The 13518-nt window shown below is 53.6% G+C and carries 11 protein-coding genes; 6 read left to right on the top strand and 5 right to left on the bottom strand.

Features of this window, described 5'->3' with window-relative positions:
- Positions 1–215: 215 nt before the first annotated feature.
- From L977_RS01310 to L977_RS01320, 3 genes are all read left to right on the top strand, one after another.
- Positions 216–1223, top strand: coding sequence for a LacI family DNA-binding transcriptional regulator (locus L977_RS01310; RefSeq protein WP_014884532.1), 1008 nt, complete (start codon positions 216–218; stop codon positions 1221–1223).
- A gap of 343 nt (positions 1224–1566) precedes the next feature.
- On the top strand, positions 1567–2943 hold the full coding sequence (locus L977_RS01315; protein WP_047624397.1) for a diaminobutyrate--2-oxoglutarate transaminase: 1377 nt from the start codon (positions 1567–1569) through the stop codon (positions 2941–2943).
- 18 nt (positions 2944–2961) lie between these two features.
- Complete coding sequence (locus L977_RS01320) at positions 2962–4428, top strand: pyridoxal phosphate-dependent decarboxylase family protein (RefSeq protein ID WP_014884534.1); 1467 nt, start codon at positions 2962–2964, stop codon at positions 4426–4428.
- Between the two features lie 36 nt (positions 4429–4464).
- Here L977_RS01320 and L977_RS01325 read toward each other — a convergent pair whose 3' ends face one another.
- From L977_RS01325 to L977_RS01340, 4 genes are all read right to left on the bottom strand, one after another.
- Positions 4465–4980, bottom strand: coding sequence for a protein disulfide oxidoreductase (locus L977_RS01325; RefSeq protein ID WP_032636035.1), 516 nt, complete (start codon positions 4978–4980; stop codon positions 4465–4467).
- Between the two features lie 76 nt (positions 4981–5056).
- A complete protein-coding gene (locus L977_RS01330; RefSeq protein WP_047624400.1) occupies positions 5057–7237 on the bottom strand; it encodes a polysaccharide biosynthesis tyrosine autokinase in 2181 nt (726 codons plus the stop codon).
- Complete coding sequence (locus L977_RS01335) at positions 7237–7686, bottom strand: arsenate reductase/protein-tyrosine-phosphatase family protein (RefSeq protein WP_023330908.1); 450 nt, start codon at positions 7684–7686, stop codon at positions 7237–7239. Before L977_RS01335 ends, L977_RS01330 begins: the two co-directional genes overlap by 1 nt.
- Positions 7686–8825, bottom strand: coding sequence for a polysaccharide export protein (locus L977_RS01340; protein WP_023337539.1), 1140 nt, complete (start codon positions 8823–8825; stop codon positions 7686–7688). The genes L977_RS01335 and L977_RS01340 overlap by 1 nt, the downstream gene beginning before the upstream one ends.
- 476 nt (positions 8826–9301) lie before the next feature.
- Here L977_RS01340 and L977_RS01345 point away from each other — a divergent pair, with 476 nt between their 5' ends.
- On the top strand, positions 9302–9634 hold the full coding sequence (locus tag L977_RS01345) for an RcnB family protein (protein WP_008500887.1): 333 nt from the start codon (positions 9302–9304) through the stop codon (positions 9632–9634).
- Positions 9609–10064, top strand: a complete 456-nt coding sequence (locus tag L977_RS01350; RefSeq protein ID WP_226856235.1) for a GNAT family N-acetyltransferase — start codon at positions 9609–9611, stop codon at positions 10062–10064. The genes L977_RS01345 and L977_RS01350 overlap by 26 nt, the downstream gene beginning before the upstream one ends.
- Positions 10065–10159: 95 nt before the next feature.
- Here the strand turns inward: L977_RS01350 and apbC are convergent, their stop codons facing one another.
- On the bottom strand, positions 10160–11269 hold the full coding sequence (apbC, locus tag L977_RS01355) for an iron-sulfur cluster carrier protein ApbC (protein ID WP_023330911.1): 1110 nt from the start codon (positions 11267–11269) through the stop codon (positions 10160–10162).
- 136 nt (positions 11270–11405) lie between these two features.
- Between apbC and metG the strand changes: the two genes are divergently transcribed.
- On the top strand, positions 11406–13439 hold the full coding sequence (gene metG / locus L977_RS01360; RefSeq protein ID WP_023337540.1) for a methionine--tRNA ligase: 2034 nt from the start codon (positions 11406–11408) through the stop codon (positions 13437–13439).
- Positions 13440–13518: the final 79 nt, after the last annotated feature.

The following is a 13518-nucleotide window of genomic DNA, read 5'->3' on the forward strand; positions in this document are numbered from 1 at the left end:
ACGCGATGGTAACGTTAACATAATATTATTCTCATGCTGTTTGACTAAGATTTATGATGTTAATCACGAAAGTTAACGTTAACATTAAAGGAGTGCGATCGCGATCAAATATTCATCTGTGATCGCTGCACGACACTACCCCTGAACAGGCTTTCCTTTTACATCAGTTACTTAGTTGTATATTCTCTCTTACAGATCATTGACGGAGTAAGAAAATGGCTTCCCTGAAGGACGTCGCAAAGCTGGCGAACGTGTCTCTGATGACCGTATCACGTGCGCTTAACAGCCCGGAGCGCCTAAAACCGGAAACGCTGGCGCGCGTACATCGGGCCATCGAGCAGACCAACTATGTGCCCGATCTGTCCGCCAAGAAGATACGTGGTGCACATGCCTCACCTAAAACCATCGGCGTGCTGGCCCTTGATACGGTGACGACACCTTTCTCGGTGGAGATTACGCTGTCCATTGAAGAGACCGCCAGGATGCACGGCTGGAACAGCTTCGTGATGAATATGTTTAGCGATGATAACCCGGACGCCATTGTAGACCTTCTCCTGTCTCATCGGCCTGACGGGATTATTTACACCACCATGGGGCTACGTCAGGTTCCTCTCCCGGCTAAGTTGCTCACCCTACCCTGTGTGTTGGCCAATTGCGAAAGTGACGGTGAACGGGTAGCCAGCTATATTCCAGATGACGAACTGGGGCAGTACACCGCCGTGCGCGCGTTGCTTGCGGAGGGCTATCAACAACCACTCTGCCTGCATTTGCCTGCGGGCCACCTGGCCACAACCCGACGCCGTCAGGGGCTGGAACGCGCATGCCTTGAAGCGGGAATCGACCCGGATAGCCTGGAGCACAACTATATGGCGCCCGGCGATGAGCACTATCGTGACATTCCCTCAGTGTTGCTGGCGCGCATCCAGAATGGTGTCCCACGGTTCGACGCCGTGATCTGCGGCAACGACCGCATCGCGTTGATGGTCTATCAGACGCTACTGGCGCAAGGGCTTCGCATTCCCGAGGATGTCGCGGTTATCGGCTACGACAATATGGTCGGCATTGGGGAACTCTTCCTCCCTCCGCTCTCTACGGTTCAGTTGCCGCATTATGAAATTGGTCGCCTGAGCGCCCTGCATATTATTAACGGTGAGCAACACCTGGAAACCACACGTGTTGAAAGTCCATATTTAAAGCGTGATTCCGTTGCGCATGCATCCTGACCGCAGCTTTTTGCACAGGTCGCAGAAATAAGCGTGCAAAGGAGGCGGCTTACCTCCTTTTCATCAAGCGAATCGCACAATTTGCCACACTCTTTTTTATGATTTTACAATCAGGGCGTAAAGTACGTAACAGGCTGTTTTTATTTACCATAAAGTGTAATTTCCTCTCCTTAAACGGGGATAAACCCGCCCCTGTAACCCATGTCACAAAACAGTAAACAAATTAACCATTGAGCCCCGTGGCAAAAGGCTCTATATTGGCGGCGTTTTTTTCAGGCCCCATCTGTTTTTTAACTTTTTATTCAATCGTGGCTCATAACGAAGCGGCGGTTGTAGGAGTGATATGATGACGGATAAAGTCCGTATTGACACTGTAGATGCCCACAAAAGCAACGAAACCTATCTGGCCCGTCAGGCCGAGTTTGAATCTAACGTCAGGAGTTATCCGCGCAAACTGCCTTTAGCGATCACTAAAGCAGAAGGCGTGTGGATCACCGATGCAGATAATAAAGAATACCTTGACTGTTTAGCAGGTGCAGGGACCCTTGCGCTTGGACATAACCATCCTGATGTGCTGAAAAGCATCCAAAATGTCATTACTAGCGGCTTGCCGTTACATACACTGGATCTGACGACGCCTCTGAAAGACGCGTTTTCTGAATACCTGCTCTCTCTGCTGCCGGGTCAGGGCAAAGAGTACTGCCTGCAGTTCACCGGTCCATCCGGTGCTGACGCCGTTGAAGCGGCGCTGAAGCTGGCGAAAAAAGTGACCGGCCGTAGCGGTATCATCAGCTTCTCAGGTGGTTACCACGGGATGACCCACGGCGCACTGTCCGTGACGGGTAACCTGTCTCCGAAAGAAGCGGTTGACGGTATGATGCCAGAAGTGCAGTTCATGCCTTATCCGCACGAATACCGCTGCCCACTGGGTATCGGTGGTGAAGCGGGTGTTAAAGCGCTGACTTACTACTTCGACAACCTGATTAACGACGTTGAAAGCGGCGTGCGTAAACCTGCAGCGGTGATCCTCGAAGCCGTTCAGGGTGAAGGCGGCGTGAACCCGGCTCCGGCTGAGTGGCTGCAGCGCATCCGTAAAGTGACGCAGGAACATGGCATTCTGCTGATCCTCGACGAAGTTCAGGCAGGCTTTGCCCGTACCGGTAAATTCTTCGCCTTCGAACACGCGGGCATTGAGCCAGACATTATCGTGATGTCTAAAGCCGTTGGCGGCGGTCTGCCGCTGGCCGTGCTCGGTATCAAAAAGCAGTTCGACGCATGGGCACCGGGTCACCACACCGGCACCTTCCGCGGCAACCAGCTGGCGATGGCAACCGGTCTGACGACGCTGAAAATCCTGAAAGACCAGAACATCGCAGGCAAAGTGGCTGCACAGGGCGAATGGCTGAAAAGCCAGCTGAAAGAGATGGCGAAACGTTATCCGGTCATCGGCCACGTTCGCGGTCTGGGCATGATGATCGGTATTGAGATCGTTAAGCCACACGAAGCGGCTGACCACATGGGTTGCTTCCCGGGCGACGGCGAGCTGTCTGCACTGATTCAGAAGAAATGCTTCGAAGCCGGTCTGATTCTGGAACGTGGTGGTCGCAACGGTATCGTTCTGCGTCTGCTGCCTTCTCTGCTGATCAGCGATGAAGAGCTGAAAATCTTCCTGGATAAATTCGAGCAGGCACTGCTTGCTGCGGGCGTTCGCCCGGCGTAACCGGAGTAGTTGATTACGATGTCAGATTCAAACCCAATTTTGTTCTCCTCTGCGCAGAGCATTGACGCTTATCAGCAGGCGATTGAACAAAGCACTCAGGCTGTGATGCAGTGGCTGAAACAGCCTGAGATGTACCAGGGCAAAACGGTCGCGGAACTGCGCGACCGTATTAAGCTGGATTTCAACCCGAAAGGGCTGGGCAACGAAGCGGCGATTGAACGCGCCGTTGAGTTCTTCCTGAAAGACAGCTTGTCCGTTCATCACCCACAGTGTGTGGCGCACCTGCACTGCCCAAGTCTGGTCGTAAGCCAGGCGGCAGAAGTGCTGATTAACGCCACTAACCAGAGTATGGACTCCTGGGATCAAAGCCCGTCCGCAACCATCATTGAGATCAAACTGATCGAATGGCTGCGTACCCGCGTGGGTTATCAGGCTGGCGACGCAGGTGTTTTCACCAGCGGCGGCACTCAGAGCAACCTGATGGGTCTGATGCTGGCCCGTGATGCATTCTTCGCGCGTCAGGGTCACTCCGTTCAGCAGGACGGTCTGGTGGGCGATCTGCGTAAGATCCGCGTACTGTGCTCCGAAAACGCGCACTTCTCCGTGCAGAAAAACATGGCGCTGATGGGTCTGGGCTACCAGTCCGTGGTGCAGGTGAAAACGGATGAATTCTCCCGTATGGATCTGTCCGATCTGGCGGCGAAAATTGCGCAGTGCAACGCGAACGGCGAGCAGATTCTGGCGATCGTCGCGACAGCCGGTACCACCGATGCCGGTGCTATCGACCCGCTGCGTGCGATTGCTGAACTGGCGGCGAAGCAGAACATCTGGGTACACGTTGATGCGGCCTGGGGCGGGGCGCTGCTGATGTCTGAGCAGTATCGTCATTACCTGGACGGTATTGAGCTGGTGGATTCCGTCACGCTGGACTTCCACAAGCAGTTCTTCCAGACCATCAGCTGCGGCGCGTTCCTGCTGAAAGAAGCACGTCACTATGAACTGATGCGCTATCAGGCTGCCTACCTGAACTCTGAGTTCGACGAAGAGGCGGGCGTGCCAAACCTGGTGTCCAAATCTCTGCAGACGACCCGTCGTTTCGACGCGCTGAAGCTGTGGATGAGCCTGGAAGCACTGGGTCAGGAGCAATACGCCGCGATCATCGATCACGGCGTGACGCTGGCGCAGCAGGTTGCCGCCTACGTGAAAGAGCAGCCTGCTCTGGAACTGGTTATGCAGCCACAGCTGGCAAGCGTGCTGTTCCGCTTCCGTGGCCAGGTGCAGATGGACGATGCGGGTATCGCCCTGCTGAACCAGAAAATTGGTGATGCGCTGCTGGAGTCTGGTCGCGCGAACGTCGGTGTGACCGAGCATAACGGCGTTACCTGCCTGAAGCTTACGCTGCTGAACCCAACCGTGACGCTGGAGGATATTAAAACCCTGCTGTCTTTGGTTGAGCGCACCGCGCAGGAAGTTCTGGCTAAGTAATACAAAACCCCTCTTCCACCGGGAGAGGGGTTATTTTTACAGACCTGCCCACCACATCCTGACTTTTAATCCCCAGTAGCTCGTCCAGCCCGTTGTGGTACTGACCACATTCCCCTTCGATACAATCACTAGCGTCGGCGTTACGCTCACCTGCCACTGTTGTGACACCGCACCGTTTGCATCGTTAATCACCGGCATACTCAGGCTTTTCTTCTCGACCCAGCGAGCCAGCTTCGCATCATCACCGGAACGCATGGCAATACTGATGACGTTACCGCCCTCTTCTGCCAGCTTATCCACCGCCGGTGTCGTATAACGGCAGATGCTACACCACGTTGCCCAGACGTAAATCAGCAGTGGCCGCTCCTGGCTGAGTGCTTCGATATCGTGGCGCTTTCCGTCAATGCTTTGCATTGGGGTGGCGCTAAAACTGGCGGGGAGTGTGGGCTTGCGGTATTGATCCACGCCCCACATCACGGCCAGCGCGAGCAAAAAGAAAATGATCCCTTCCCGCGCCCAACGGCGCAGTCGACTCAATTTACGGTTATCCATTATGACCTCTCGTTGTAACGGAGGTCATCTTAACGGGCTGTTCGGCACGGTGCTGTAAAGAAGTGTCGCGCGATGCTTATTCCTGAGTGTAGCCGTAGTCGTAGTGGCTATAGCCCGAGTTGTAATAGAGCGCAGCGGATTTCACGATATCGTTGAGGATAGCGCCATTCACCTGCACGCCCGTTTGCCGCAGACGCTTCAGTGAGTGCTCGACCTCTTTACCGCTGGTTTTTCCAAAACGGGCAACCAGTAGCGTGGTGGCCGCGGCTCTGGTGATCAGCAATGCATCCGTCACGGCAAGTACGGGTGGGGTGTCGATAATGACGATGTCATAAAGTGTGTCGATCCGTGACATTACCGCCTGGAAGCGTTCACTCATGAGCAAATCAACGGGATGTGAAGGCCGGGGTCCGCAGGTCAGGACATCAAAACCGCCTTTCTCAAAGCGTTGAACCGCGTCCTGCCATTCTACGTTTCCTCCGAGCACGCTGGACAATCCAAGATGATTGTTCAGTTTGAAAATATTGTGGACATACCCCTTGCGCATATCCGCATCAATAAACAAGACTCGCTGTCCCGCCTGAGCCGCAATCGACGCCAGTGAGGTACTGACCAGGGTCTTTCCGCAGTCCTGCGTAGGGCCTGACACCACTACGATCCGGTTTGTTGCATCCATCATCGTAAAATGCAGACTGGTACGGAGCCCGCGCACCGCTTCGATAAACATATCGGTCGGCCGGTCAACAGGCAGGAAAGGTACGTTTGATGTTCTGTGTTTCCAGTGGGAAGCAAACAGGTTCCGCCTGCGCAGATGCGTCTTTTTCCAGAGCCAGACTGAGCGCGGGAGCGTCGCCAGAAGCGGTATTCCCTGCACTTCAAGTTGCTCAGATGACGTAATGCCCCGCTTAAAGGCCGAACGCACGAAAACCGTTCCGGTCGAGAGCATTAACCCCATCAGCATGCCCAGCACAATAATAAGCGCTTTACGCGGTTTAATCGGAATGGGCTGCGTCACGGCCGGGTCAATGATCCGCACGTTTCCAATCGCGCTGGAGCGGGAGATATTCAGCTCCTGCTGCCGCGTCAGAAGTTGCAGGTAGATGGTACGCCCGGATTCCACGTCACGACTCAGGCGTAATATTTCCTGCTGCGTGGAGGGCATGGCTGAAACGCGTTTGTTGAGGCGCGTACGTTCCTGCTCGAGCGTTTGTTTCTTTTCTCGTAACGCGCGGTAAGTGGGGTGATCCTTCTTGAAAAGCTGAGAAACCTCTGCTTCACGGAATGTCAGCTCGTTAAGCTGGTTTTCCACATTAACAACCTGATCCAGGACCGACTTTGCCTCCAGAGACAAGTCGACAGAATCACGCTTCTCTCTGTAGGCATTCAGTCGTGCTTCGGCTTCATCCAGCTCCCGACTGATCTTCGGTAATTGAGTCTGTAAAAACGTCAGGCTCCGGGTATCTTGAGCTTCCTGACGCGCAATATTCTGGCTGAGATAATTTTCAGCGATTGTATTAAGCACTCTGGCGATCTTACCGGGGTCTTCACCCGCTATGGTTAACGCGATCATACCGCTCTGTTTCGCCGATTCAGCAACCGTAAGCCTCTTTTGAATGGCGTTGATCGCTTCAAGTTTCGTGACGGTTTTGAGGATAAATTGGGTACCCGGAACCGCATCGAGGGATGTCACCAGCAGAGATACCCCATCTTTAACCATCGCTTTTCCCACAACGCCGTCTACAGCCAGCGTCTTACCCTCAAGATGAAATCGCCCCTGGTCCTGTGCGGTGAGTAAAAGCGTTTGTGGCTCACCTTCCAGAAGCGGAATAGTCAGTGCGCCAATCGTTATTTCATCAGTTTTTCGTCCCCGAATCTGTTCCCACACAGGACCGATAACAGGGAGTACGCGCCGCTTAACGTGGTATGTTAGCCCGAGTTGATCAACGGTCTCTCCCAGAATCATCCTTGATTTAAGGAGCAGAAGTTCTGGGGCGACATCGGGGGAGAGATCGGACCCGAACTGGCTTAAGCTTTTAAGTAGCGAGTTATCCTGCTTCGCCTCGACCTGCACCAGTGCATCAGCCTGATAAACTGGCGTGGCGCTAAATGCATAAATCCCCGCACATACCGTGAACAGGAGTGTGATACACGCAATCATGATCCGGTGATCAAACATCTCAGCAAGTAACTGAATGAGATCGATTTCATTATTCTGCGGTGTCGCGGCACCAAATTTGTCTGATTTAGAAGACGACATTACTGCTTCATTCCTTGTTGACTCAAACGACGAGCCCATTCCTGACTGGCTTTTCCCAATTGGTTGAAAACATATTCGAAGGCTTCACGACTTTTGTGATACGGGTCGGGAATGTCCTTGGTTTCCAGCCATTGTCCAAATAGCAGCGATTTTCCCCGGTTCTCCGGGGCCATAGTGGCGATAAAACGAAGGTGTTTCGGCTCCATCACCAGAATCAAATCGGATTTTTGTAACAGGCTACGCGTCACCTTGCGGGCAACATGCCCCTCCAGCGAAATACCATGACGCCAGGCCACGGCCTGAGCAGCGGCATCCGCCGGGCATCCTTCGAGACCGAAGATACCTGCCGAGGTCACCTGCCTGCCGGGTAGCTGCTGGCGCAACAGCCGTTCACCCATTGGCGAACGGCAAATATTGCCTGTGCAAACCACTAAGATTGAATTGAACATTATTGCGGCCACGATCTGATATAGCGGACGGTTTCGGTCAGATCGTGAACACCTGTGATAGTCGGCACCAGTTGGGTAATGACGCGATTCCAGCGTGAAAGCGGTGCGGTGGTCACATAGACAATGTCATACGGCTCCAGCTGAAATTCCGTGCTTAGCACCATGGCTGACGCATCTTCTGCATTCAGTTGATAGATGTTGGCAATTTTGTCCGCGTCGCCTTTTTTCGCTACCTGTCGAATCACAAAAATGCCGGTGGCATCGGCCATGTTCTGGTTTAAGCCGCCAGCATTTCCCAGCGCTTCGGCCAGCGTCATGCCGCTACGATCCATTTTAAGGGTGCTCTGTTTAACCACCTCCCCCATCACGAACACTTTCAGCGCGTCGTTTCGGGGAACAAACAAGATATCGCCTGGATAAAGCAGCTTGTTTTGCGTTAAATCGCCGTGCTGCATCAGGGCATAGAGGGAAAGACGTGAGTCCTGACCATTATGCGTGAGTACCACATTCCGCCAGTCGGCATCCGCAGATAGCCCACCAGCAGCGTTGACTGCATCCATCACCGTCAGTGGAATATTGGTAATGGGCTGCTGGCCCGATTTCTCTACCTCACCAGTGATATAGGCTTTTTGCGAACGGAAGGAGGCAATGCTGACATCCACCTGAGGGCTCTCAATGACCTTATCCAGTCGCGCGGTAATCTCTTCACGTATCTGTGAAACTGTTTTGCCCGCTACGTGCAGCTTACCGACATAGGGGTAAAAAAGCGTACCGTCGGCGTTGACCCAGTTGCCCGCATCGCTCGCGCTACGATACTGCCCGGCAGGCGTCGTTAATTCAGGGTGATCCCAGACGGTGACCGTCAGGATGTCGCCTGTGCCAATACGGTATTCCCAGTTTTTGAGCTGCTCATCCAGATTAGGATTCGCCTGAGATTTCGACACGGGCGGACGCAGTTTTTCAATCAACCCAGGGGTCACTGGAAAAATTTCTACACGTTTATCCAGTTGATGATTAATTCCTTCACTCGGCGTAACTTTTTTTCCAGACAGACTTAAGTGCTGACCCGGTGAAAATACACACCCTGTTAACTGGCTAAGAAAAAGAAAGAGTAGTGGGAATGCAGTTGTGTTTTTCATTTATATAAAATGTTGGTTTATCGTTGCGCCAGGCGTTACATCTGCAAAAAGAATGCAACTAACACCATGAAATATAATTAGTTATTATTTTAATGGCATTACCATGAAATTCTAAAAAACGAATACATCCGCTTTAAAAAGCTGAGCCGATGCACAATCGCCTAATTAAATCAAAAGTAATATCACTTCATCCGAAGGCGATACTAAAGGGTATTCCTCAGTAAAGCATTCGCTTAACCGCGCAATTTTGATGCTAAAAGTTATTTTCAGAATAGATTAATAAAAATAACAAATATTAGTAATGGTAAATATCGGCCACGCAAATAAGACCCACACGGTTCGACTACACAAAACTGTCCATTTTTGTTACATTTTTTTCATACACGGCTTGCGTTGATCCTTAAAATGGACTGTCTGCCTTGCTTCATACGCGCGCCCGCAGACAAAACATCTGTAACGATATCACTGGAGAAAAAATGGCTAAGCGTAAATTGCTGCTTCTGGGTGTATTACTGTCTCTGGCGGGATCCGCATTTTCTGCCCCGCAAACCGCCGCTGCGCCATCAGGCATCAAAGCCTATGAGGAACAAGAGTTCATCGCTGATTTCACTAAGTTCAAAATCGGCGATACCGCACCGGCGCAGTATCAAACGCCCGAATACACCATCAAACAGTATCAGTTGCGTAACCTGCCGGCACCGGATGCAGGGACCCACTGGACCTACATGGGCGAAAACTACGTCCTGATTGGCGATGCAGATGGCAAAATCTACAAAGCCTATAATGGGGATATCTTCTATCATCGCTGATACGATCGTCATCCGTCCGTGGCAGGAGAGCGATCGGCCTTTCCTGCGCACGCTCTATCTCCACGCCCGACGCGATGCCTGGCCCTGGCTTGATGACTCTGGCTGGCATCTGGAAGATTTCGACGCCGCTACCCGGGACGAAGCCATCTGGGTTGCGGAGCAGGACGGCCATCGACTGGGGTTTGCTTCCGTCTGGACCAACGATAATTTTCTGCACAACCTGTTTGTTGATCCGCAGTCTCAGAGCCTGGGTGTCGGACATCTGTTACTTGAGCACGTACAGAAAACGTTTACCAGCACGGGTGCATTGAAGTGTCTGGTGAAGAACAGGCGGGCTATTGCGTTTTACCAGCGACATGGCTGGCACATTGAGGCAACGGGTGATTCTCCGGACGGAGAGTACTATCTGATGCATTATCGGCTGAGTTAACGTCGGGTGGCGGCTTCGCCTTACCCGACCTACGTGATGGTGCCATTTGTAGGCCGGGTAAGCGAAGCGCCACCCGGCATTAAAGTGCAGAGGAATTACACCGCGCGGAACGCGATTTCGCTCGGAATGACTTCGCCCTGCCAGTAAAGCTGCGCCGCAACGCGCCCCGCCAGCTGACGATACATATCCGCAAATTCGCTGTCCGGACGGCTAACAACCGTCGGTTTTCCACTGTCCAGATCTTCGCGCAGGGTGATATGCAGCGGCATCTGACCCAGCAGTTGGGTATGATACTGTTCGGCCAGCTTTTCTGCGCCACCAGTACCAAAGATTGGCTCGTGGTGCCCACAGTTGCTGCAGATGTGCATGCTCATGTTCTCAACGATACCAAGTACCGGCACCTCCACTTTTTCGAACATGACGATGCCTTTTTTGGCGTCGATCAGCGCGATGTCCTGCGGTGTGGTCACCACCACAGCGCCCGTTACCGGAATGTTCTGCGCCAGCGTCAGCTGGATATCACCGGTACCCGGCGGCATATCCAGCACCAGATAATCGAGATCCGGCCACATGGTTTCCTGCAGCATCTGCATCAGCGCTTTGCTGGCCATCGGGCCGCGCCAGACCATGGCGTTATCGTCAGTCACCAGGTAACCGATTGAGTTGGTCGCCAGCCCATGCGCCACGATCGGCGCCATATGCGTACCGTCCGGCGAGGTTGGACGCTGGTTTTCCGCACCCAGCATGTTTGGAATGGACGGACCATAGATATCGGCATCGAGAATACCCACCTTCGCCCCTTCCGCCGCCAGCGCAAGCGCCAGGTTTACTGCAGTAGACGATTTGCCCACCCCGCCTTTACCTGAGCTCACGGCGATGATGTTTTTCACCCCGTTCACGCCAGGCTGATTCTTCACACGCTTCAGCGTGGCGATGCTGTGGCTCAGCTTCCAGTCGATCGCTTTCGCTCCGGTAATGCGCAGCAGCTCAGAGCTGGTCTGCTCTTTCAGCGCATCAAAGGCGGTGCTCCAGACGAAGGGCATCTGCAGCTCAATGTGCAGCGTATCGTCCAGCCACGCAACGTGGTGTAACGCTTTCAGCGTCGTGAGATTATGTTTCAGGGTTGGATGCTGAAAGTTAGCCAGCGTCCCGGCGACCATTGCTCGTAAGGCTTCCGGTGATTTGGCCTGGGATTGAGAACTCATCCCGACTCCTTTGTTCTTGTGAATAAGACCTTAGACAACAAGTTTACCTGAAAGGCCGCGGTTTGTGCTTACTTAATAATGCCCCTTTTGGTAATATCGAAAACCCTTTTCACAGTTAAAAGAAGTAATGCCTACTATGACTCAAGTCGCGAAAAAAATTCTGGTAACGTGCGCCCTGCCGTACGCCAACGGCTCAATCCACCTCGGCCACATGCTGGAGCATATCCAGGCTGATGTCTGGGTCCGTTACCAGCGAATGCGCGGCCACGAGGTAAACTTCATCTGTGCAGACGATGCTCACGGCACGCCGATCATGCTAAAAGCGCAGCAGCTGGGTATCTCCCCGGAACAGATGATTGCCGAAATGAGTCAGGAGCATCAGACCGATTTTGCTGGCTTTGACATTAGCTATGACAACTATCACTCCACCCACAGCGACGAGAACCGTGAGCTGTCAGAGCTAATCTACACGCGTCTGAAAGAGAACGGTTTTATCAAAAACCGCACCATCTCTCAGCTGTACGATCCGGAAAAAGGCATGTTCCTGCCGGACCGTTTCGTCAAAGGCACCTGCCCGAAATGCAAATCACCGGATCAGTACGGCGATAACTGCGAAGTGTGTGGCGCAACTTACAGCCCGACTGAGCTTATCGAGCCGAAATCCGTGGTGTCCGGCGCTACGCCTGTGATGCGTGATTCCGAGCACTTCTTCTTTGACCTGCCATCCTTCAGCGAAATGCTGCAGGCGTGGACCCGCAGCGGCGCGCTGCAGGAGCAGGTGGCGAACAAGATGCAGGAGTGGTTCGAATCCGGTCTGCAACAGTGGGATATCTCCCGCGATGCGCCGTACTTCGGCTTCGAAATCCCGAACGCACCGGGCAAATACTTCTACGTCTGGCTGGACGCACCAATCGGCTACATGGGCTCCTTCAAGAACCTGTGCGACAAGCGTGGCGACACCGTCAGCTTCGACGAATACTGGAAGAAAGATTCCACTGCCGAGCTGTATCACTTCATCGGTAAAGACATCGTTTACTTCCACAGTCTGTTCTGGCCAGCAATGCTGGAAGGCAGCAACTTCCGCAAGCCGACCAACCTGTTCGTGCACGGCTACGTGACGGTTAACGGCGCGAAGATGTCTAAATCTCGCGGGACGTTCATTAAAGCCAGCACCTGGCTGAACCACTTCGACGCGGATAGCCTGCGCTACTACTACACGGCGAAGCTCTCCTCTCGCATCGACGACATTGACCTGAACCTGGAAGATTTCGTCCAGCGCGTGAACGCGGACATCGTCAACAAGGTGGTGAACCTGGCATCCCGTAACGCAGGCTTTATCGCCAAACGCTTTGACGGCGTGCTCTCCGCAGAGCTGGCCGATCCTGAGCTGTATAAAACCTTCACTGACGCCGCCGCTGCGGTTGGCGAAGCGTGGGAAAGCCGTGAATTCGGTAAAGCCATTCGTGAAATCATGGCGCTGGCAGATGTTGCCAACCGCTATGTAGACGAGCAGGCGCCATGGGTGGTTGCCAAACAGGAAGGCCGCGACGCCGACCTGCAGGCGATCTGCACCATGGGTCTGAACATGTTCCGCGTGCTGATGACCTGGCTGAAACCGGTTCTGCCGCAGCTGGCCGCGCGTGCTGAAGCCTTCCTGAACACCGAACTGACCTGGGATGCTATCCAGCAGCCGCTGCTCAGCCACAAGGTGAACACCTTCAAAGCGCTGTATAACCGCATTGAGATGAAGCAGGTTGAAGCCCTGGTCGAAGCCTCTAAAGAAGAGGTGAAGGCCGCTACAGCACCGGTGACCGGCCCGCTGGCGGACGATCCGATTCAGGAAACCATCACCTTTGACGATTTCGCCAAAGTTGACCTGCGCGTAGCGCTGATTGAAAACGCGGAATTCGTGGAAGGCTCTGACAAGCTGCTGCGCCTGACGCTGGATCTGGGCGGCGAGAAGCGCAACGTCTTCTCCGGCATCCGTTCAGCCTACCCGGATCCACAGGTGCTGATTGGCCGTCAGACCGTGATGGTGGCGAACCTGGCACCGCGTAAAATGCGCTTCGGCATCTCTGAAGGGATGGTGATGGCCGCAGGCCCCGGCGGGAAAGACATTTTCCTGTTAAGCCCTGACGAAGGCGCGAAGCCGGGTCAGCAGGTGAAATAACAAAAAAGCCGGAGATTATCTCCGGCTTTTTTGTTCTCCCTCTCCCTGTGGGTGTACGGTCCGGGGACATGGTAGACAG

This window comes from Enterobacter sp. ZOR0014 (assembly GCF_000798855.1).
GTDB lineage: Bacteria > Pseudomonadota > Gammaproteobacteria > Enterobacterales > Enterobacteriaceae > Enterobacter > Enterobacter kobei.